We start from the raw sequence: 22,562 nt of genomic DNA on the forward strand, positions 1-22,562 counted from the left end.
CCTTGTTTACTCAGCGTTTAAGATAATACGCTGAATTTTTTAGTTAAATTCAAGTTCTACCTGGTTTGTTCCAAGTAACTGTTTTAAATCGTCTATTAATGTATCACTTGGCGTTACTCGCCACTCGGTGCCCAATGTTAACCGCGCTCTGGCGTCGGCACGCTGGTAGTATACATTGACGGGTACGGTTCCGGCTTTGTGCGGTTCTAAAATACGACTGAACTGCTCAAAGAATTGATCATTGATCTGATTTGCATCAATCGATACCGACAGACCACGAGCGTATTTTTCACGCGCGCTGCCGAGATCCATAACTTCACGCGCCGACATTTTAAGGCCACCATTGAAGTCATCAAAGCTGACCTGTCCTGAAACGACCAAAATTCTGTCTTTTTCGAGAAGTTCAGCATACCGATCAAGCGCATCGGAGAATAGCATTACCTCCATTCGACCACTTCGGTCATCCAATGTCATGATACCAATACGTGTTCCACGCTTGGTTGTCATCACACGAGCGGCTATGACTAAACCAGCAACCGTCACTGATTGATCACGACGTGTTGGTGTCGCGTCTTTTAGTCGACAACTGGTGTATTTATTTAGTTCCTTCAAATACGCGTTAATCGGGTGCCCAGTCAAATATAAACCAAGAGTTTCGCGTTCACCTTCTAGCCAAACTTTTTCCGGCCAAGGCGGAACCTGGGTATATTTGTGCTCCACTTCTTCAGGTGCATCAGTCAGTACACCAAACATATCCGCCTGACCAAATGCCTCTGCCTGATGGTGTTGGCTTGCGGCTTTAACAGCATCATTGAGTGATGCCATCATCGCAGCACGATGTGGACCAAGTCTGTCTAAGGCACCTGCATAAATCAATTTTTCAATGACACGTTTGTTCACACGTTTCAGATCGATTCGAGCACAGAAATCAAACAGGTCTTTAAAGTGACCACCTTTGTTTCTCGCTTCCAAAATCGCATCAATTGGACCTTCACCCACGCCTTTTATCGCACCGATACCGTAAACAATAGCGCCGTTTTCATCAACATTAAAGCGATACAGCCCTGAGTTAATGTCCGGTGGCAGTACGGTAAGCTTCATACGGAAACATTCGTCGACCAGACCAACCACTTTCTCAGTGTTGTCCATATCGGCTGTCATTACCGCAGCCATAAATTCTGCTGGATAATGCATTTTTAGCCACAACGTTTGGTAAGAAACCAATGCGTATGCGGCAGAGTGCGATTTGTTAAAGCCGTAGCCAGCGAACTTTTCTACCAAGTCGAAGATTTTCATCGCCAACTCGCCGTCGACGCCATTCTTCACCGCGCCTTCCTCGAAGGTAGCACGCTGCTTGGCCATCTCTTCCGGCTTCTTCTTACCCATCGCACGACGAAGCATGTCCGCGCCACCAAGCGTGTAGCCAGACAGTACCTGCGCGATCTGCATTACCTGTTCCTGATAAAGGATAATGCCGTAAGTCGGATCGAGAATCTCTTTTAATGACTCGTGTTGCCACTTTTCATCAGGGTAAGAGATCGCTTCCCGACCGTGTTTACGGTCAATAAAGTTATCTACCATGCCTGATTGCAATGGACCCGGACGGAAAAGTGCCACCAGTGCGATAATGTCTTCAAAACAGTCGGGCTGAAGTCGCTTGATAAGCTCTTTCATACCACGCGATTCCAACTGGAATACGGCGGTGGTTTCTGAGTTTTGTAACAAACGGAACGACGCCTGATCGTCGAGCGGGATAGATTCTATACGAACCGGCGCTTTACCTTCACGTTCTAAACGCGGGTTAATCAACCCAAGCGCCCAGTCAATAATGGTCAGTGTACGAAGACCAAGGAAGTCAAACTTAACCAAACCCGCAGTTTCAACGTCGTTCTTATCAAACTGTGTTACCGGGAAATGACCTTCTGAATCCGCATAAATTGGCGCGAAGTCCGTAATCGTGGTTGGTGAAATAACCACACCACCCGCGTGCTTACCTGCGTTTCGCGTACACCCTTCCAATATGTGGCACATGTCGATGAGCTCTTTAACTTCTTCATCTGCCTCATAAAGCTCAGGAAGTGCTGGCTCGGCTTTGAATGCTTTATCCAGCGTCATACCCGGGTCTGGCGGGATAAGCTTCGAGATTCGGTCGACAAAACCAAACGGATGACCAAGAACACGGCCCACATCACGAATTACCGCTTTGGCAGCCATCGTACCAAAGGTAATGATCTGAGATACCGCATCGCGCCCGTACATTTCTGCTACGTGATCAATCACCTGATCTCGTTTATCCATACAGAAGTCGACATCGAAATCGGGCATGGATACACGTTCTGGGTTCAAGAAACGTTCGAAGAGAAGATCATATTCTAGTGGGTCAAGGTCTGTGATTTTCAGTGCGTATGCCACCAGAGAGCCCGCACCCGAACCACGCCCTGGACCTACAGGAATATCATTGTCTTTCGACCACTGGATGAACTCCATTACGATCAGGAAGTATCCCGGGAAGCCCATCTGGTTGATAACGTCCAGCTCGATTTGCAAACGTTCATCATATTCAGGACGACGCTTTTTACGTTCTTCTTCATCCGGAAACAGGAACTCCAGACGCTCTTCCAGACCTTCGCGAGACTTCATGACCAAGAATTCAGTCTCTTTCATTCCCTCCGTTGGGAACGCAGGCAGGAAGTACTCACCCAAACGAACGGTGACGTTACAACGCTTGGCTATCTCAACACTGTTTTCCAGTGCTTCAGGAATATCCGCAAACAGCTCACACATTTCCTCCTCACTGCGAAGGTATTGCTGTGGGCTGTAGTTTTTTGGTCTGCGAGGATCTTCTAATGTGTAGCCATCATGGATCGCTACGCGAATCTCATGGGCATCAAACAAATCAGAACTAAGGAAGACCACTTCGTTTGTTGCAACAACAGGCAGATCCACTTGCTCTGCCAGTTCAACGGCGAAGTGCAAGTAGGTTTCTTCATCCGGACGGCCAGTACGGAGTAATTCTAGGTAATAACGATCTGGAAAGTGCTGTTTGTAAAATTCTACACAGCTCTGGACTAAGTTGCGGTTACCTTTTAGTAACGCTTTGCCGATATCACCATTTTTACCGCCAGAAAGAACGATTAACCCTTCTGACATCTCGGCTAACCAAGACTTATCAATTACTGGCTGATGCTGGATATGGCCACGCAAATACGCTTTGGAGATAAGCAGCGTCAGGTTTTTGTAACCGACATTATCGGCTGCCAGTACTGTTAGCTGTGTCAGCTCCTCGCCGAACTCGTCAGATTGCATTTTGAAATCTGCACCGATGATCGGTTTTACACCGCAGCCATGTGCTGTGCCGTAAAACTTCACCAAACCACACAGGTTAGTGAAATCGGTCAATGCCATTGCAGGCATGCCAAGCTCGGCGACTTTCTTAACTATCGGTGGAACTTTGCTGATACCATCCACCATCGAAAAATCACTGTGAACTCGAAGGTGAATGAACTTGGGATCTGACATTAACAGGTACCGTGTAACTTTATTTTGTTTGGGATTCTAACCTAAAGGGAGTCGGGTTTATAACACCCATCCAATTAATTTAGCATTCTATGCCGAGTGCTCTCTTTACCGGCTTGAAGCTCTTGCGATGTTCATCAATCACACCATGTTGTTCTATTGCATCAAAGTGCGCTTTAGTTGGATACCCTTTGTGCTTTGCAAAGCCAAATTGAGGGTATTGTTTGTCGAGCTCTTCCATTTCTGTATCACGTACGACTTTAGCAATGATAGACGCAGCGCTAATCTCAGCGACTCGCAGGTCACCTTTGACCACCGCTTGTGCATCCATTGGCAACTCAGGACAACGGTTGCCATCAATAAGCACAAGATCTGGCTGAACATTTAAGCCAGCAATCGCACGTTGCATTGCCACCATGGTCGCTTGAAGAATATTTAACTCATCAATTTCTTGTGGCGAACAACGACCCACCGCCCAAGCGAGCGCTTTTTCTCGCTAAGCTTTTTGGAGTCATTTAACCCTTCGATCGGGTTACTCGGATCTAAAATAACCGCGGCGGTCACGACATCCCCGACTAAAGGGCCACGCCCTACTTCGTCGACACCAGCGATAAGCTGATAGCCTTGTGGCGTTTCAAACGGTGGTAATTCGACCTTTGTTTTTGTCGTCTTGGTTTTGGTAGACTTAGCTTTCGCAACCATGTGGTTCTCTATTTCTTAATCAGTTCTAATACCGCGCTTGCGGCTTGTTGATCAGCATCTTTGCGGATCCAGTGATGCATTTCAGTAAACTTGTCGATCATTTCTCTATTATCGCTTTCCAATAGACGAGAGACTTCTTTGAACAGGTTCTCTGGCGTGCATTCATCCTGTAAATATTCTTTTACCAGTTCGTCATCAGCAAGGATGTTAGGTAATGACACATACTTGGTCTTCAGCAGACGTTTAGCTAAAAACGCTGTTAACGCATTAACACGATAACCAACCACCATAGGACGTTTTAGAAGCATGCACTCCAATGCAACGGTGCCTGATGCCAACATAACCGCATCTGAAGCGGTTATCACGTTACGCGCAGTATCATCCACCAGCGTAAAATTCAGCTCAGGCGCATGCTCTTTCCAAGCTTGCTCAAACTGCTCACGACGCTTTTGGTTGACCAGGGCCACCACAAACCCTAAATTCGGGTATTTCTGATGCAGCAATTTACAGGTTTCAATAAACGGCTGTGATAGCATTTTCAATTCGCTACCACGGCTACCAGGCAGTACGGCTAACCATTTTTTATCTTGCTCTAAACCCAGCAGCTCTCTTGCCGGTGCTTGCTCTGAGCGCAGTGGAATAGCGTCGGCAAGCGTGTGACCAATGAATTCACATGGCACATTAAACTTATCGTAAAACGCTTTTTCGAACGGAAGAAAGGCCAAAACCAGATTCGTCGCAGCTTCAATCTTAAAGATACGCTTTTGACGCCAGGCCCAAACGGAAGGGCTGACATAATGAACCGTTTTAATGCCCGCTTGTTTCAGATCCAACTCAAGTCGTAAGTTGAAATCCGGTGCATCAATACCGATAAAGACGTCTGGTGGATTTTCAGTGAAGTACTTCACTAATTCTGCTTTCACTTTTAGTAAGTGAGGCAAGCGACCCAGAACTTCAACCAAACCCATTACAGCCAACTCTTCCATATCGAAGAGGGATTCACAGCCTTGGGCAATCATTTTAGGACCACCAATACCGACAAACTCGGCGTTTGGATACTGCGCTTTCACAGCTTTAATAAAGCCTTCGCCCAGAGTGTCACCAGAAAGTTCTCCGGCAATGATGCCAATACGTAATGGTTTTTCCATATCGTTCCCGCTCTATGTACTATGGATAAGGTAATTCCCTATCCATAAAACACAAAAAGATCGCAGCCCAATTAGGGGCGCGATCTTTTCAATTTATTTGAACATCCGTGAATTAACGAATGATACCACGTTCCGTGGTTTCCAGAATGTCAGAGAAACGCTTCACTGCAGGAAACTCTTGCGCCATTTCAGCCAAAACTGGCTTCACTTCTTCCAGCGTTTTACCTGAACGGTAAATTTCTTTGTACGCCTTTTGAAGAGCACGAATTTCTGGCTTCTCGAAACCGTTACGCTTTAGCCCAACTAAGTTCAAGCCAAATGGCGTAGCGTGGTTACCTTGCGCAAGCACATACGCTGGAACGTCCTGAACAACCGCAGAACAACCACCAACATAAGCATAAGCGCCGACTGTACAGAATGGGTGAATCGCAGAAAGCGCCATTACGCCAGCGTAGTCATCTACCGTCACGTGGCCACCCAGAATCGAGTTGTTACCGATGTGAGTGTGATTTCCTACAACAACGTCGTGCGCAATATGAGCATTCACACACAGAAGGTTATCGTCGCCGATCACTGTGGTTGCTTTATCTTGAACAGTACCACGATGAACCTGAACCGCTTCGCGAATCACATTTCGGTCACCGATAACCACTGTTGTCTCTTCGCCGCCGTATTTCTTGTCCTGGTTTTCTTCACCAATGACAGCGTGCGGGAAAATACGGTTATCTTTACCAATTTTGGTATGACCTTTGATTACAACGTGAGACATGACTTCTGTGCCATCACCAATTTCTACCGTTGAGGTAATGTAGGTGAATGGCCCGACGGTCACATTAGCGCCAATTTTGGCACCTTCTTCTACCACCGCTGCCGGGTGGATTTTAGCGGTTTCATGAATCATATTAAAACTCTCGACGAGCACACTTCAGCTCAGCTGAACATACTACTTCGCCATCTACTTTCGCTACACCACGAAATGCAGCAATACCACGGCGCTCTTTCAGAAATTCAACTTCAATCACCAACTGGTCACCTGGAACGACTGGTTTGCGGAATTTCGCGCCATCTACACTAGCAAAGTAGTACAGTTCATTCTCTGTTGGTGCACCAAATGATTTAAATGCTAATAGACCCGTAGCCTGAGCCATCGCTTCAAGAATCAAAACACCTGGGAATACGGGTAGTTGAGGAAAGTGACCTGTGAACTGAGGTTCGTTAACCGACACATTTTTAAGCGCGTGAAGGTATTTCTCTTCTTGGAAGTCAGTCACACGGTCGATCAATAAGAATGGGTAGCGATGAGGTAAAAGCTCTTGAATCTCAGAGATGTTCATCGTTTTCTTTTCAGTAGTCAAAGTCGTATTCCTATATAAATTCTCTATAACCAAGATGGCACGGCAGCGGCAATAGCCGCAAAAAAATAAAATGCCTGCAAAGTGTATACCAGCTTGATGTTATATCAATCGTAGTAAACAGCTGTTCATTCTAGCTTGTTAATACGCTATTTCTGACCACTTACTTACTGTGATTGATATTCAATATACTAATAGCGCGTCATTATAGAAGAAAAAGACTCGCATTTCGCGAGTCTTTGCTCAGAATATGGAACTAAGATTCTTCTTTTGGCTCTAGCAGTTTCTCAACGGCTTTCAAGCGTTTATTCATTTCATCAATACGGTGAACTCGAGTTGCGGTTTTACGCCATTCTTTGTTCGTCTGTAGTGGAATACCCGATGAATAAAGGCCTTTTTCTTCGATACTGCGCATGACCATGCTCATACCGGTGATAGCGACACCATCTGCAATGGTGATGTGGCCATTAAGAACCGACGCGCCGCCGATCTGACAGTACTTACCAATTGTAGTACTGCCCGCCACAATAGTACCACCAGGCATCACGGTACCATATCCGATGTGAACGTTGTGCGCGATTTGAAGCTGGTTATCAAGAATCACGTTGTCTTCAATAACCGTATCTTCTAATGCACCACGGTCAATTGTGGTACATGCGCCGATCTCAACACGGTTTCCGATACGCACAGAGCCAAGTTGAGGGATTTTAATCCACTCACCTTTGTCATTCGCATAACCAAAACCGTCAGAGCCGATCACTGTGCCTGATTGAACCAAACAATCATCGCCCAGAGAAACTTCATGATAGATAGTCACATTAGCCCAAAGCTTGGTGTTACTACCCAGCTTGGCATTTTTACCGATAAAGCAACCTGCGCCAACAATCACGTTGTCGCCAAGTTCTGCACCCGTTTCAATGACAGCGTTTGCCCCAATTGCAACGTTATCACCCATCTTGACGTCAGATGCGATCACGGCACTTGGCGCAATATCTTGTGCAGGTTGTGGGGTTGTGTCCATTGCCTGAACAACGTGCGCAAAAGCAACGTAAGGATCCGCAACAACAAGTGCATTACCTGAACATTTGTCTTTATGCTCTGCTTTTACCATCACAACCGTTGCTTGGCACTCAGATAAGTGCTTTGCATACTTGGGGTTAGACAAAAAGGTCACATCACCTTCTTGTGCTTTATCCATTGGAGCGACACGGCTAACAACAAGCGTGTCATCACCAAATAATTCGCCACCAGTAATTGTTGCCAACTCGGCTAATGTTAATGTCTTCATAACTTCTTATTTTAGAGCTTTAATTACGTCTTCAGAGATGTTGTATTCTGGCTTACCGTATTGAAGTGCAGAGATATCAATAACGAGATCGTAACCTTTGTTCTTCGCAACTTTTGTCACGGCATCTTGAATCGTTTTAAACAGCTTCGCTTTTTCTTCCGCTTCACGACGAGCACTTGCTTTATCTAGTGCTTGCGCTTTTACTTTGTACTCACTGTCTAGTTTCGCGATATCGATACGTAGCTTTTCAATTTCGTCCTGACCTAGAAGCTCGCCATCGCGCTGTAGTTTCTCAATCTTCGTTTTTGCTTGAGATTGAATTTTCTTAAGTTCGTCGGCTTTACCTTTAAAGTCTTTCTGCATTTTTTGCAAAACAACTTCACGCTGAGGAAGTGCTTGAAAAACTTGAGCGGTATTCACGTATGCAATTTTTTGTGCCGCTTCTGCCGCGTTTGCAAACATTGATGAGCTAAGTACAAGAAGGCCAATCCCAGCCGCTTTGATCATTTTATTCAAAATATTTTCCTCTTTAGAAGGTTCGACCGATAGTGAAGGTGAAGAATTCTTCATCATCGCCATCATATTTCTTAATTGGTTTCGCTAGTGAGAATACTAGAGGCCCCATTGGAGACATCCATTGCAACGCCGCACCATAAGATGAGCGGTAGTTGGTTGGATCTGAGTAGTCGTAATAGTATTTATCACCATACTCCGCACCTGAGTCGCGGTAGTCAAATTCCGTATCCCAGACACTTGCCATATCGAAGAAGATACTGGTGCGAATTTGATTACGAACTTCATCCGATGCGAACGGCGTTGGAACGATAAGTTCCAGGCTTGCCAATGCGACGGCGTTACCACCCACAGCATCGTCTGTTGCCGTATCAGCACCATTGTTTGAGCCCGAGTAATCACGGTATACCGCTTTAGGACCAACCGAGTTGGAGCCGAAACCACGTAGCGATGTAAAGCCACCTGCGTAGTAGTTTTCGTAGAATGGGAACAAGTTATCGTTACCATTCGTTTCACCGTAGCCATTACCATAACCTAGGCGACCACGGAACAAGAGCGTGAACTCGTGTTTTTCGGTCAAAGGCATGTATTGACGAACATCGTACTGCATTTTGAAGTACTGAACATCAGAGCCAGGTACCGTCATTTTGTAAAACGCGCGTTGGTGATTACCTGCCGTCGGGAAGTAACCACGGTTCAGGTTATTACGTGTCCAGGAGATATTGATGTCAAAATCGTTAGTGTTCAATGAACCATCTGAATCAATATTGTCAGCTTGCGCACGTAAGAACTGCTCTACCTGTAAGTAGGGTGATAAGTTACCGATCTTGTTGTGCGTGTAGCCAACACCAAACTCAAAGCGGTTTAGCTCATCGAATGGGAAACCCCATGTCAGGCTACCGCCGTAACTTTGGTTGGTGTAGTCAACAATACCCGCTTCAGAGGCTTCAAACTCATCGTAGAAGATCTTACCGCCCAAACTTACCCCATCGAGGTTCCAGTATGGGTCGCGGTAATCTAAGCTGATGTTCTTTTGGTAATCGTTCATCATGGCATTAACACCAACGCGATTACCACTGCCTAAGAAGTTGTCCTGCTGCAGACCAACCTGGAAGCTGACACCAGATTCCGTACCGTAGCCAACACCAAAGTTGACACTACCTGAGTTCGCTTCTTTCACTGAGTAAACAAGATCTACCTGATCATCACTTCCTGGAACACGAACGGTTTGTACTTCAACGTTTTCAAAGTAGCCAAGACGGTTAAGACGAGTTTTACCCGTTTCAATCGACTTAGAATTCAACCAGCTGCCTTCCATCTGACGCATCTCACGACGAAGCACTTCATCTTTTGTCGCGTTGTTACCCGTAAAGCGGATATCACGAACGTAAATTCGGTTACCCGGGTCAACGTTTACGACCAATGAAACTTCTTTGTTTTCATCATCAAATTCAGGAATGGTATTTACCTGCGGATACGCATAACCAGACTCACCTAAAACGCGCTTAACGCCTTCTTCCATCGAAGTGACAAGCGAACCATTGTAAGTTTCGTTGCTGTCAAATGGCACCATGCTTTCGAACGCATCTTGTTCACCTACAAGGTCACCGCGGAATTTTACGTCCTTAACGGTGTACACCTCTCCCTCTTCCAAGCCAAGAGTAATGTATACCCCTTTCTTGTCAGGAGAGATTGCTACCTGTGTTGAATCAACGTTAAATTTCAGGTAACCACGATCAAGATAGAAAGACTTCAGCGCTTCGATATCACCAGCAAGTACCTGCTTTTGGTATTTTTCATCAGCTAGGAAATTCCACCAAGGCACGTCAACATTTAAGTTGAAACGGGACAATAGTTCTTCGTCAGAAAAGACTTCATTACCAATAAAGTTGATTTGCTGAATTTTTGCCGATACACCTTCGGTGAAGACAAACTTCAGATCGGAACGGTTACGTGGCAATGGAGTAACGACCGCTTTTACTGTCGCGTTATATTTACCCACGCTGTAGTAAAAATCTTCCAAGCCTTTTTCGATATTGCTTAGCGTTGTACGGTCAAGCGCTTCGCCTTCACGAATACCTGATGCGTTCAGGTTTTCTTGTAGCTGCTCGTCCTTGATTGCTTTGTTGCCTGAAAATGAGATGCTAGCAATGGTCGGACGCTCTTTTACTTGAACAACAAGCACCTCACCATCACGCAGTACTCTCACATCTTCAAAGTTACCAGATGCGTACAGTGCGCGGATAATTTCTGCAACATCGCCTTGGCCAATGGTATCACCGACGCGGACAGGCATTTTCAGCAACGCAGCACCTAGTGCAACACGCTGCAATCCATCGATTTCAATATCTTGAACTACGAAGTTCTCTGCTCCATTTGCAGACACACTGGTCGCCAGTAAACTTGCAAATAGAATTCGCTTAATCGCCATACTTGTTCTAATTATTCCTTGCTACTGCTTTGTCTCTGAACTCTCACAGACGAGTAAAATCATTAAATAGCGCTAACGCCATGAGCGAGAAGATGATCGCACCACCAATTCGGTATCCCATTTCCTGTATTCTTTCTGGAACTGGGCGTCGAATAACCGCTTCAATTGCAAAAAACAACAAATGACCGCCATCCAACATTGGTAAAGGTACGAGGTTAATAATACCTAGGTTAACACTAATTAGAGCGAGAAAACCTAAAAAATAGACCAGACCATAGTCTGCCGTCGCCCCTGCCCCTTTCGCAATTGAAATAGGGCCACTCAGATTATTCAGGCCAACGTCGCCGACAATCAGTTTCTTGAGCATACTGACTGTCAGTCCGACAACTTGACCCGTTTTATCAATCGCTTTACCAATTGATTCGAATACACCAAACTGTAAATCGAAGCGATAACTTTCGGGCCATTCTGCGACTTCAGGGGCAATGCCCGCGAAGCCAATGACGTCTTTGTTAGCCAGCTCACGACTGCCCGGGGTCAACGTTAATGTCTGATGATAACCGTCACGTAGAACGGTCAACTCGATTGGTGTGTTTGGGTTAGAGCGAACTGCTTCTACCACATCATCCCAAACGGCCACCGTCTTACCAGCAATCGAAACGATTTCGTCTCCTGGCATTACTCCAGCTAGCTCAGCGGCACCACCTTCTGTAACTTGCTGGATCGTCGTATAAATCTCCGGTGTATACGGTTCAAAGCCTAAAGAGTGCATCGCAGACTCTGTTTCCGGATCAAATTGCCAATCACGAAGGTCGAGCGTCTTTGTCACCTCAGAGCCGATTTCATCATTTGCTTCCACGGTAACTGTCATCAAATCATCACCAATATGAGAAATCAATCCCATATTTACTGATTCCCAGTCCGGAGTTTTGATACCAGAGATTGCTTTTAGTTCCATCCCAGATTCAATTCCTGCCTCAGCAACAATCGAATTGGGCGTAACATCACCCACTACAGGCTTAACTGCGGGTACACCAATGAGGAAAACCAGCCAATAAGCAAAGATAGCAAATAAGAAGTTAAAGATGGGGCCTGCAGCCACAATCGAGGTGCGCTTCCAAAGCGGCTTTTGATCAAAAGCTAAGTGCTTTTCATGTTGAGGAACGTCATCAACACGGCTATCCACCATTTTGACATAGCCGCCAAGAGGGATCATAGAGATGCTGTATTCGGTTCCGTCTTCGCCCATCTTTTTCCAGATTGACTTACCAAAACCGATTGAAAACTTTTCAACTTTAACGCCGCAACGACGCGCAACCCAAAAGTGACCAAACTCGTGCACAGCCACAAGAATGCCAAGTGCAACGATAAAAGAAACGAGATTCCACAAAATACCAGTCATTAGCCACGCTCGCGTATCAATTCAAGGGCGATAGTTCTAGCCATTCTATCTAGCTCTAACAAGCTTTCCAAGCTATTCACATTCTCAGCTTTGCAGCTTGCACTGATTTTATTCAACACAGCCCCATTGATGCGAGCTATGTCAGTAAAACCAAGGCGATTATTTAGAAATGCATCAACAGCCACTTCATTCGCTGCATTAAGTGCCGTCGTCGCATGTTGACCTTCGTAACACGCATCAATCGCCAGTTTCAAACATGGGTATCGCGCAAAGTCAGGCTGCAAGAAAGTCAGCTCACCAACCTGAGTGAAATCCAGCGGTTTAACCCCTGCATGCACGCGAGACGGGTAAGACATGGTCAGTGCAATTGGCGTTGCCATATCTGGCTCGCCCATTTGAGCCAAAACAGAACCATCGCGATACTGCACCATAGAATGAATCACTGACTGCGGATGAATAATTACTTTTAACTGCTCGCGTGATGCGTTAAATAGCCATTTCGCTTCGATGTACTCTAAGCCTTTGTTCATCATTGTCGCAGAGTCAACCGAGATTTTTGGCCCCATTGACCAATTAGGGTGTGCAATAGCCTGTGCTGGCGTGACTTTTTCTAACTCAGCAATGTCAGTATAACGGAATGGCCCACCAGAGCCTGTCAGTAAAATATGAGAAATTCCATGCTCATCTAGATGACATCGACCTAAACTGGTTTGAACTTGCTCTGGAAGACACTGGAAAATAGCATTGTGCTCGCTATCGACAGGCAGCAACTCTGCGCCATACTGCTCAACCGCATCAATGAATAGCTGCCCTGACATGACCAATGCTTCTTTGTTCGCCAGTAGCACTCGTTTACCTGCTTTTACCGCGGCCATCGTAGGCAATAAACCAGCAGCACCAACAATCGCCGCCATTACGCTATCGACTTCATCTAATGAAGCAACATGACAAAGAGCGTCAACACCACCAAGTACCTCTGTACCCGGAGCTAAAGAATCGAGTTCAGACTTCAGCGCAGTGGCCGCAGACTTATCCGCCATAACAGCGTATTTAGGCTGCCATTTACGACAAAGTGCCACCATCTTTTCAACGTTAGTACCGGCTGCAAGTGCTACGACAGAAAATAGCTCTGGATTCTGTTCGACCACTTTAAGTGTGCTTGCACCTATAGAACCTGTTGCACCAAGAATCGTTAACTTTTGCATGTTGTAAGACCGTTATAAAAACTCAGGAGCGTAAAGCCGCTCCCGATAAATTAGAATACGTAGTAAAGAAGAGCAAAGACGGGGAATGCAGCGGTTAGGCTATCGATGCGATCAAGCACGCCGCCGTGTCCTGGAATTATATTACTGCTGTCTTTAATGCCTGAGACGCGTTTGAACATACTTTCCACCAAGTCGCCAAGCACGGAAATGACAACCGTGATAAGCGTGATGATCACCATATGAACTGAACTCGTGAAATGAATATCAAACCAGTCAGCGAATAACCAACCAACGAGCAGAGCAGCAATGATGCCTCCAATTAAGCCCTCAATGGTCTTATTCGGGCTAACATTTGGCGCCATTTTGCGCTTACCCATACTTTTACCAGCAAAGTAAGCTCCGCTGTCTGCAGCCCATACCAAGAAACAAACGAAAAGAACAAGCTTTGCGCCGTGGTATGGATCTACCGTGATATCGGAAGCTCTCAGGATGATGACGCTCCAAAGAAAAGGAATTAACGTCAGGAAGCCAAAAATGTGCCTTAGAACAAGGCTACTCTGCCAAGTTTTAGTGGTTTTTGGGTAGGTGATCGCCATTAAGCTGGCAATAATCCACCATACGAAACCAAGTCCAAGCATCGCATAGTGCGGCGTTGATAAGTGATTGAGGCTATTTGCCTCAGGTGAGATGTAAAAAAAACTAAGTCCGGTAACAATTGCTGCCGGAATAAGCGCTGCAATTCTAGAACGACTGCCTGTAAACTGGGTCCACTCCCAAAATCCTAACAAGGTTATCGCTGTCAATGCGATGATAAAACCCATCAGGGGTAACTTAAAAATGCCTAAAATAACCAGGGGAGCTAAAATTAGTGCCGTTATTATTCTCTGTTTCAAACTAATTAGTCCTTATTGAGCTGCCATCAATGCCTTTACTTGTTCACCAGTGCAGCCAAAACGGCGCTCTCGGTTAATAAACCAGGTTACTGCTTCGACCAGACTGTCTTCATCGAATTCTGGCCAGTATTCTGGTGTAAAGTACATCTCAGCATATGCCATTTGCCACAACATAAAGTTGCTAATGCGGCACTCACCACTGGTGCGGATAAGAAGATCCACCTCAGGTAAGTCTGCCATGGTCAAATGCTCGGTGATTAATTGCTCATTTATATCCTCTACACGTATTTCACCATTACGTGCTTTTTGTGCTAACGCTTTGGTTGCCTGTGTGATATCCCATTTGCCGCCATAATTGGCTGCAATGTTGATCACCATACCAGTGTTTTCTGCCGTTAGCTTTTCTGCTTCGATAATCTTCTTTTGCAGGCGCTCGCTAAATCGGCTGGTATCACCGATCACTCGCAACTGTAAGTTGTTTTTATGTAGTTTTTTTACTTCACTGGACAGAACTGAGATAAACAGTTCCATCAATAGGCCAACTTCTTCCTCGGGACGACGCCAATTTTCGCTGCTAAAAGCAAATAACGTCATGGATTTTATACCAAGCCGAGAAGCCGCTGCGACCGTCTTACGAACCGCACTTACGCCTTTTTTGTGGCCGAATACACGAGGTTTTCCTTTGGACTTAGCCCAACGACCATTACCGTCCATTATGATGGCAATATGTTTAGGAAGGGAGTCAGAGAAGGCTTGAGAATTTTGCATAAGGAGTTAATTGAGTTCCATCAGTTGGACAGACTAACATAAAAAAACGCTGAGCTGTGAGCACAGCGTTTTCCAACAGTGATGTAGGTGGGAGTATTAAACTTCCATCAACTCTTTTTCTTTTGCAGCAAGAACTTCGTCGATCTTCTTAACTGCTACGTCAGTCAGTTTTTGGATCTCGTCTTGTGCTTTACGATCTTCGTCTTCAGAGATTTCTTTGTCTTTTAGAAGCGCTTTAAGATCGTTGTTTGCGTCACGACGGATGTTACGTACTGCAACACGACCACCTTCAGCTTCACCACGAACGATCTTAACAAGGTCTTTACGACGCTCTTCTGTTAGCGGTGGAAGTGGAACGCGAATGATAGTACCAGCAGACATTGGGTTTAGACCAAGGTCAGACATCATGATCGCTTTTTCAACTTTTTGAGTTAGCTCTTTGTCGAAAACTGTGATTGCTAGAGTACGTGCGTCTTCAGCTACAACGTTCGCAATTTGGTTAAGAGGAGTAGCAGCACCGTAGTACTCAACAGAGATACCAGATAGTAGGCTTGGATGTGCACGACCAGTACGAACTTTAGAAAGGTTGTTCTTTAGCGCTTCAACGCTTTTGTCCATGCGCTCTTGAGCGTCTTTTTTGATTTCGTTAATCACGGTTTCACCTTAAAAATGTCATCTTTCCTGAAGAAAGCTTAAAAGGGTTGAGCAAAGCGATACGCCATCCAACACTTCTTGGATGGCGTCTAGAATTATGCGTCAGAGTTGATCAGCGTGCCTTCTTCTTCACCCATCACCACACGACGTAGTGCGCCTGGCTTGTTCATGTTAAATACGCGGATAGGCATTTTGTGGTCACGAGCAAGTGTGAACGCAGCCAAATCCATTACTTTAAGCTCTTTATCCAGAACTTCTGCGTAAGATAGCTTATCATACAGCTCTGCGTCTGGGTTTGCTACTGGGTCAGCAGTAAATACACCATCAACTTTTGTCGCTTTTAGAACTACGTCTGCTTCGATTTCGATACCACGTAGACACGCTGCTGAATCCGTTGTAAAGAATGGGTTACCTGTACCTGCAGAGAAGATAACAACGCGGCCTTGGCGAAGTTCACGAATCGCATCAGCCCAATTATAGTCGTCACATACGCCTTTAAGAGGAATTGCAGACATTACACGCGCGTTTACGTATGCACGGTGCAGAGCGTCACGCATTGCAAGGCCGTTCATTACTGTAGCAAGCATACCCATGTGGTCACCCACTACACGGTTCATGCCAGCTTCTGCAAGACCAGCACCACGGAACAGGTTACCGCCACCGATAACTACACCAACCTGAACACCTAGTTCAACAAGTTCTTTAACTTCTTGCGCCATACGATCAAGGATCGCTGGATCAATACCAAAACCGTCTTCACCTTGAAGAGCTTCACCACTCAGTTTTAATAGAATACGTTGATACGCTGGTTTAGGGTTCGTAGTCATGGAGTTTACCTTAACAAGAGAGTTGTTGATTAACAGTCATGGATAGCCACAAGCTTGCTTATAGCTATTCATCACGGCAAATCGTCTACTGCTCATAAAAAGACCGCAGCCAAGGCTACGGTCTAATTTTTATGCAGTCTCTAAGGATTAACCTTTTTGAGCCGCAGCAACTTCTTCAGCAAAGCTCATTTCTGCTGCTTTCTCGATACCTTCACCTACTTCTAGGCGAACGAATGTAGCAACTGAAGCGCCTTTTTCTTTCAGAATTTCACCTACAGTTTTCTTAGGTTCCATAATGAATGCTTGACCAGTTAGAGAGATTTCGCCAGTGAATTTCTTCATGCGGCCAACAACCATCTTCTCTGCGATCTCAGCAGGCTTGCCTTCGTTCATAGCGATTTCAACTTGAACTTCTTTCTCTTTAGCTACTACGTCAGCTGGTACGTCTTCTGGGTTAACGTACTCTGGCTTAGAAGCTGCAACGTGCATTGCAACGTGCTTAAGAGTTTCTGCGTCGCCTTCACCAGCAACAACAACACCGATTTTCTCACCGTGACGGTAAGAAGCGATTGCAGCACCTTCAACGTACTGTACGCGACGGATGTTGATGTTCTCACCGATTTTAGCTACTAGAGCTACGCGAGTTTCTTCGAATTGAGCTTGTAGTTCTTCAACTGTAGCTTTTGAAGCTAGAGCTGCAGCTGCAACTTCGTCTGCGAATGCAGTGAAGTTACCGTCTTTAGCAACGAAGTCAGTTTGGCAGTTAACTTCAAGAAGAACAGCAACGCCGTTTTCTTCTTTGATGATGATTGCGCCTTCAGCAGCAACGTTACCAGCTTTCTTAGCTGCTTTCGCTGCGCCTGATTTACGCATGTTTTCAATTGCTAGTTCGATGTCTGCGTTTGCTTCTACAAGCGCTTTCTTACATTCCATCATGCCAGCGCCTGTGCGCTCGCGAAGTTCTTTAACTAGAGCAGCAGTTACAGTTGCCATTCTGTATTCCTCGTTTGATTCGAAATAAGGTAAAAAACAGGGGCCTAACATTGTTGGCCCCCATTACTAACTATAACTTAGTTTATGCTACACAAAGGTTTCACATAGACCAAGTGTGACTAGAGCCGCTATTATTCAGCTTCTACGAAACCGTCTTTTTCAGCAACTACAGCAACGTCTTTGTTACGACCTTCAGTTACTGCTGAAGCAGCAGCGTTTAGGTATAGCTGTACTGCGCGGATCGCGTCGTCGTTACCTGGGATAACGTAGTCAACGCCGTCTGGGTTAGAGTTAGTATCTACCACAGCGTATACTGGAATACCTAGGTTGTTAGCTTCTTTAATTGCAATGTGCTCGTGATCAGCGTCGATTACGAATAGAGCGTCTGGTAGGCCGCCCATATCTTTGATACCACCAAGAGATTTCTCTAGCTTCTCCATTTCACGAGTGCGCATTAGAGCTTCTTTCTTAGTTAGCTTGTCGAAAGTACCGTCTTGAGACTGAGTCTCTAGGTCTTTTAGACGCTTGATAGACTGACGAACAGTTTTGTAGTTAGTTAGCATACCGCCCAACCAACGGTTGTTCACGTAGTACTGGTTGCTTGCGATAGCAGCTTCTTTAACAGCTTCAGATGCAGCGCGCTTAGTACCTACGAAAAGAACTTTACCTTTTTTCTCGCCAACTTTAGCGATTTCAGCTAGAGCGTCGTTGAACATTGGTACAGTTTTTTCTAGGTTGATGATGTGAACGCGGTTACGAGCGCCAAAGATGAATGGCTTCATTTTTGGGTTCCAGTAACGAGTTTGGTGACCGAAGTGAACACCAGCTTTCAGCATATCGCGCATTGATACAGTTGCCATTTTAAAATCCTCTATGGGGTTAGGCCTCCACATCCCCCATAACTCCGACCAAGCTTCTGCTCAGCACCCCGGAATATGTGACGGAATGTGTGTGATTTAAAGATAAAAGTTTGTCGGATGAAACCAGCTTCGTTGCTTTAGCTTTGACTAAGCAAAGAGAACAGACCTCTATTCCGGCGCGCTTTATATCATATTTTAGCTCAAGATGGCTAGTAAAAATTGTTTCTTATACTTTTCATTTTAGGCACGATACCTCCCTACTCAGCCTTAATTCTCTTACTACACTTCAAGTAAGAATGACTCATATTCTTAACTGGCTTGGGTTCACCGCCCGATGTCTGTTAGAATGCGGCCATTCGCACGTTTACGTGCTTACGAATAAGTAGAGAAAGCCAATGTCAATCAAGATTAAAACTGCTGAAGAAATCGAACGCATGCGCATTGCGGGCAAGCTTGCCGCTGACGTTCTAGAGATGATCGAACCGCACATTAAGGTCGGCGTGACGACAGAAGAACTCAACAAAATTTGTCATGAATACGCACTAGAAAAAGGCGCGTACTCGGCACCACTTGATTACCATGGATTCCCTAAATCGATTTGTACGTCTATCAACCACATCGTCTGTCACGGCATTCCAGCCGAGCAAGATGAGGTTGGCAGCAACGGTCAGCTTAAACCAGCGGTACTAAAAGATGGCGACATTATTAACGTCGACATTACGGTTATCGTTCCTAACGATGAAAACGCAGACCTGAGCGTTCGCCCTCAAGGGTACCACGGTGACACGTCGAAGATGTTCCTGGTTGGTGAAGTATCGCCAGCTAATAAACGTCTGTGCATGGTAACGCAAGAAGCGCTTTACGTGGGCATGCGTCAGGTTAAGCCAGGTGCTACGGTTGGTGATATCGGTACGGCCATCGAAAAGTACATTAAAGAAAACAATAAGAACAACCCTCGCAACAAGTTCTCTATTGTGAAGGATTTCTGTGGTCACGGCATTGGTGATGAGTTCCATGAAGAGCCACAAGTGGTTCACTACAAGAACAAAGATCGTCGTGTCCTGAAAGAAGGTATGTGTTTCACTATCGAGCCGATGATTAACGCCGGTAAGTTTGGTTGCAGTGTCGATGCACAAGATGACTGGACGGTATACACAGGTGATGGCAAAAACTCAGCGCAATACGAGCACACGATTGTGGTAACGAAAGAAGGTTGTGAAGTCCTGACACTTCGCAGCGACGATACCATTCCTCGCCTGATGAAAAACGCGTAATAATTTCACTCAATCATATCCCCGCCCTTGCGGGGATATTTTTTATCTGCATCAAATTTGTTAGATTGCTAATAGTTTTAGCTTGCACGGATAGCAAATATGTCACTTCAGTCCCCTCTTACGTTTACCGATGAACAAATCAATATCGGGGAACTAAAACAAGAGCTAGAGAGATTTGGCTCAGAACAAAAACAAGAATTTCTTAATCACCATCCTGTTACGAGCTTGGTTCTCGCCCGAGCGGAGTACATGGATTTGCTTCTAAAGCGTTTGTGGCAACACTTTGGCTTCAACGATATTTACAATATCTCTTTGGTTGCTGTAGGTGGTTATGGTCGCGGAGAGCTTCATCCATTATCTGACATTGATATCCTGATTCTTTCGAATAAAAAACTACCGACTTCACTAGAAGCAAAAATCAGCGAGTTCATTACGCTTTTATGGGATCTTAAACTGGAAGTTGGTCATTCCGTTCGAACTGTTAGTGAGTGTGCGGAAATTGGTCGCCATGACCTTACTGTCGCCACCAACCTTCAGGAAGCTCGGCTGCTGTGCGGCAGCGAAGACACCTTCCAGGCGCTAAAAAAAGTCGTGTTATCCGACTCGTTTTGGCCAAGTGAAACCTTTTATCGTGCCAAAATACAAGAACAGAGAGAGCGTCACGCTCGTTATCACGACACCACTTACAACCTAGAGCCTGATATCAAGTCAACACCTGGCGGCCTGCGTGATATTCATACGCTTAGCTGGGTTGCTCGCCGTCACTTTGGTGCTACCTCTTTGCTGGAGATGAGTCGTTATGGCTTTTTGACCGATGCTGAGTACCGAGAGCTGGTCGAGTGTCAGGATTTCTTATGGCGTGTTCGTTTTGCTTTGCACTTAGAATTACGCCGCTACGACAACCGTCTGACTTTCGCTCATCAAGCTCAAGTTGCAGAGAGCCTTGGCTACGTTGGCGAGGGTAATCGTGGGGTCGAAATGATGATGAAGGAGTTTTATCGTACCCTTCGTCGTGTTGCAGAGCTGAACAAAATGTTGCTCAAGCTGTTTGACCAAGCGATCATCAATGGTGGCATCACTGAAAATGCTGAAATATTAGATGGCGATTTTCAGCGACGCGGCTCATTGATTGAAGCCCGCAAGCCAGCTTTGTTTCAGGCTCGACCAGAAACCATACTCGATATGTTCTTGCACATCGCGAATGACTCCACTATTGAAGGGGTCAGCCCCCCTACTTTACGTCAGTTGCGAACCGCTCGCCGCCGCTTGAACAAGTTCCTGCATACCATCCCCGCTGCACGTGAAAAATTCATCGCGTTGTGCCGCCACCCGAATGCACTGCACAAAGCATTTAGTTTAATGCACCGACTTGGCGTCATGGCCGCTTATCTGCCGCAGTGGAGCCAAATTGTTGGCCAGATGCAGTTTGACCTTTTCCACGCTTATACCGTTGACGAGCACAGCATCCGCTTGCTTAAGCACATCCATACGTTTAACGACCCAGCGAATCACGAGAAGCATCCAATTTGTTGCGATATCTACCCTCGCATGCAAAAGAAAGAGCTGCTGATCATTGCGGCAATTTTCCATGACATTGGTAAAGGAAGAGGTGGCGATCACTCGGTGATTGGTGAAGGAGAAGCATACGATTTCTGTATAGAGCATGGGCTCTCTAAACCAGAAGCGAAACTCGTCAGCTGGCTGGTAAGACACCACTTGCTGATGTCCGTTACCGCTCAACGACGAGACATCTACGATCCGGACGTGATTACTGAATTCGCCAAAAAGGTTCGTGATGAAGAATCACTGGAATATTTGGTTTGTCTGACAGTCGCGGATATCAGTGCGACCAATCCAGAACTCTGGAACGCCTGGAAACGTACCCTACTTGCGGAGCTATTTTACTCTACACAGCGTGCTCTGCGTCGAGGCCTGGAAAACCCGGTTGATGTGCGTGAACGCATTCGCCACAATCAACAAATGGCATCAGCGATGTTACGCAAGGAAGGGTTCTCAGCGCGTGAGATAGAAGTGTTGTGGCAACGCTTCAAGGCCGATTACTTCCTGCGTCACACTCATACTCAGATTGCGTGGCACTGCGCGCACTTACTGCGTATGGACGATCTAACCAAACCATTGGTGCTGATCAGTAAAAAAGCCACTCGTGGTGGTACTGAAGTTTTCGTTTACAGCAAAGACCAACCAGCGTTATTTGCGACCGTCGTGGCAGAGCTGGATAGACGTAACTTCAACGTGCATGACGCGCAGATTATGACGAGTAAAGACGGACATGTCATCGATACCTTCATTGTTCTGGACCAACACGGTGAAGCAATCGATGAGTCTCGCCATGCAGCGGTGATCAAACACTTAACTCATGTGTTAGAAGACGGCAGGCCAACAAAGATTAAGACCCGTCGCACCCCACATAAACTCCAACACTTTAATGTCAAAACCAAAGTGGATTTCTTGCCAACCAGAGGTAAGAAACACACCTTAATGGAATTTGTTGCGTTAGATACCCCGGGCTTACTGGCCAAAGTCGGGCGTACTTTTGCGGATTTGAATATTAATATACACGGCGCAAAAATTACGACTATCGGAGAACGAGCGGAAGACTTATTCATTCTCACCAGCGGTACAGGCGGAAGACTCAGTGAAGAGCAACAAAATGCGTTGCGAGAGCAGCTCATTGAGACACTTTCTGAGGCGGTCACCGATTAAGTAAAGGAACTC

The 22,562-nt window shown here is 45.8% G+C and carries 17 protein-coding genes and 1 pseudogene; 2 read left to right on the plus strand and 16 right to left on the minus strand.

Going from position 1 to position 22,562, the window contains the following annotated elements; genetic code table 11:
- Positions 1 to 39: 39 nt before the first annotated feature.
- The 16 genes and pseudogenes from dnaE to rpsB form a co-directional block, all read right to left on the minus strand.
- Positions 40 to 3,519 carry a DNA polymerase III subunit alpha gene (dnaE, locus tag VER99_RS10575; protein ID WP_014232750.1) on the minus strand — a complete coding sequence of 1,160 codons (3,480 nt, stop codon included), beginning with the start codon at positions 3,517 to 3,519 and terminating at the stop codon, positions 40 to 42.
- Positions 3,520 to 3,598: 79 nt separating this feature from the next.
- Positions 3,599 to 4,218: pseudogene (gene rnhB / locus VER99_RS10580) on the minus strand (ribonuclease HII).
- A gap of 8 nt (positions 4,219 to 4,226) precedes the next feature.
- Complete coding sequence (lpxB, locus tag VER99_RS10585; RefSeq protein ID WP_020335138.1) at positions 4,227 to 5,366, minus strand: lipid-A-disaccharide synthase; 1,140 nt, start codon at positions 5,364 to 5,366, stop codon at positions 4,227 to 4,229.
- A 112-nt stretch (positions 5,367 to 5,478) separates the two neighbouring features.
- On the minus strand, positions 5,479 to 6,267 hold the full coding sequence (gene lpxA / locus VER99_RS10590) for an acyl-ACP--UDP-N-acetylglucosamine O-acyltransferase (RefSeq protein WP_020335139.1): 789 nt from the start codon (positions 6,265 to 6,267) through the stop codon (positions 5,479 to 5,481).
- Position 6,268: 1 nt separating this feature from the next.
- Positions 6,269 to 6,721, minus strand: coding sequence for a 3-hydroxyacyl-ACP dehydratase FabZ (gene fabZ / locus VER99_RS10595; protein ID WP_014232754.1), 453 nt, complete (start codon positions 6,719 to 6,721; stop codon positions 6,269 to 6,271).
- Between the two features lie 253 nt (positions 6,722 to 6,974).
- Positions 6,975 to 8,006 (minus strand): UDP-3-O-(3-hydroxymyristoyl)glucosamine N-acyltransferase, encoded by a 1,032-nt coding sequence (gene lpxD, locus VER99_RS10600; RefSeq protein ID WP_020335141.1) that lies wholly within the window; start codon positions 8,004 to 8,006, stop codon positions 6,975 to 6,977.
- A gap of 6 nt (positions 8,007 to 8,012) precedes the next feature.
- Positions 8,013 to 8,522 carry an OmpH family outer membrane protein gene (locus VER99_RS10605; RefSeq protein ID WP_014232756.1) on the minus strand — a complete coding sequence of 170 codons (510 nt, stop codon included), beginning with the start codon at positions 8,520 to 8,522 and terminating at the stop codon, positions 8,013 to 8,015.
- Positions 8,523 to 8,535: 13 nt separating this feature from the next.
- Positions 8,536 to 10,950, minus strand: a complete 2,415-nt coding sequence (gene bamA / locus VER99_RS10610; protein ID WP_020335143.1) for an outer membrane protein assembly factor BamA — start codon at positions 10,948 to 10,950, stop codon at positions 8,536 to 8,538.
- A gap of 43 nt (positions 10,951 to 10,993) precedes the next feature.
- A complete protein-coding gene (gene rseP / locus VER99_RS10615; RefSeq protein ID WP_020335144.1) occupies positions 10,994 to 12,352 on the minus strand; it encodes a sigma E protease regulator RseP in 1,359 nt (452 codons plus the stop codon).
- Complete coding sequence (ispC, locus tag VER99_RS10620; RefSeq protein WP_020335145.1) at positions 12,352 to 13,557, minus strand: 1-deoxy-D-xylulose-5-phosphate reductoisomerase; 1,206 nt, start codon at positions 13,555 to 13,557, stop codon at positions 12,352 to 12,354. The genes rseP and ispC overlap by 1 nt, the downstream gene beginning before the upstream one ends.
- Before the next feature lie 50 nt (positions 13,558 to 13,607).
- Positions 13,608 to 14,450: a phosphatidate cytidylyltransferase gene (locus VER99_RS10625; protein ID WP_024373059.1), complete on the minus strand. Its 843-nt coding sequence runs from the start codon at positions 14,448 to 14,450 to the stop codon at positions 13,608 to 13,610.
- Positions 14,451 to 14,462: 12 nt separating this feature from the next.
- Positions 14,463 to 15,218: an isoprenyl transferase gene (locus tag VER99_RS10630; protein ID WP_014232761.1), complete on the minus strand. Its 756-nt coding sequence runs from the start codon at positions 15,216 to 15,218 to the stop codon at positions 14,463 to 14,465.
- Between the two features lie 96 nt (positions 15,219 to 15,314).
- On the minus strand, positions 15,315 to 15,872 hold the full coding sequence (gene frr, locus VER99_RS10635; protein WP_014232762.1) for a ribosome recycling factor: 558 nt from the start codon (positions 15,870 to 15,872) through the stop codon (positions 15,315 to 15,317).
- A gap of 95 nt (positions 15,873 to 15,967) precedes the next feature.
- On the minus strand, positions 15,968 to 16,699 hold the full coding sequence (gene pyrH, locus VER99_RS10640) for a UMP kinase (protein WP_005494271.1): 732 nt from the start codon (positions 16,697 to 16,699) through the stop codon (positions 15,968 to 15,970).
- A gap of 147 nt (positions 16,700 to 16,846) precedes the next feature.
- The gene (gene tsf / locus VER99_RS10645) at positions 16,847 to 17,692 is read right to left on the minus strand and encodes a translation elongation factor Ts (protein ID WP_014232763.1); all 846 of its coding nucleotides are present in this window, start codon (positions 17,690 to 17,692) and stop codon (positions 16,847 to 16,849) included.
- 131 nt (positions 17,693 to 17,823) lie between these two features.
- Positions 17,824 to 18,552: a 30S ribosomal protein S2 gene (gene rpsB, locus VER99_RS10650; protein WP_014232764.1), complete on the minus strand. Its 729-nt coding sequence runs from the start codon at positions 18,550 to 18,552 to the stop codon at positions 17,824 to 17,826.
- A 395-nt stretch (positions 18,553 to 18,947) separates the two neighbouring features.
- Between rpsB and map the strand changes: the two genes are divergently transcribed.
- Together map and glnD are read left to right on the plus strand one after the other, a co-directional pair.
- Positions 18,948 to 19,826 carry a type I methionyl aminopeptidase gene (gene map, locus VER99_RS10655; protein ID WP_014232765.1) on the plus strand — a complete coding sequence of 293 codons (879 nt, stop codon included), beginning with the start codon at positions 18,948 to 18,950 and terminating at the stop codon, positions 19,824 to 19,826.
- 99 nt (positions 19,827 to 19,925) lie between these two features.
- Positions 19,926 to 22,550 carry a bifunctional uridylyltransferase/uridylyl-removing protein GlnD gene (glnD, locus tag VER99_RS10660; RefSeq protein WP_020335150.1) on the plus strand — a complete coding sequence of 875 codons (2,625 nt, stop codon included), beginning with the start codon at positions 19,926 to 19,928 and terminating at the stop codon, positions 22,548 to 22,550.
- The last annotated feature ends 12 nt before the right edge of the window (positions 22,551 to 22,562 follow it).

The sequence above is a fragment of the Vibrio natriegens NBRC 15636 = ATCC 14048 = DSM 759 genome, from assembly GCF_035621455.1.
In the GTDB taxonomy this organism is placed as follows: Bacteria; Pseudomonadota; Gammaproteobacteria; order Enterobacterales; family Vibrionaceae; genus Vibrio; species Vibrio natriegens.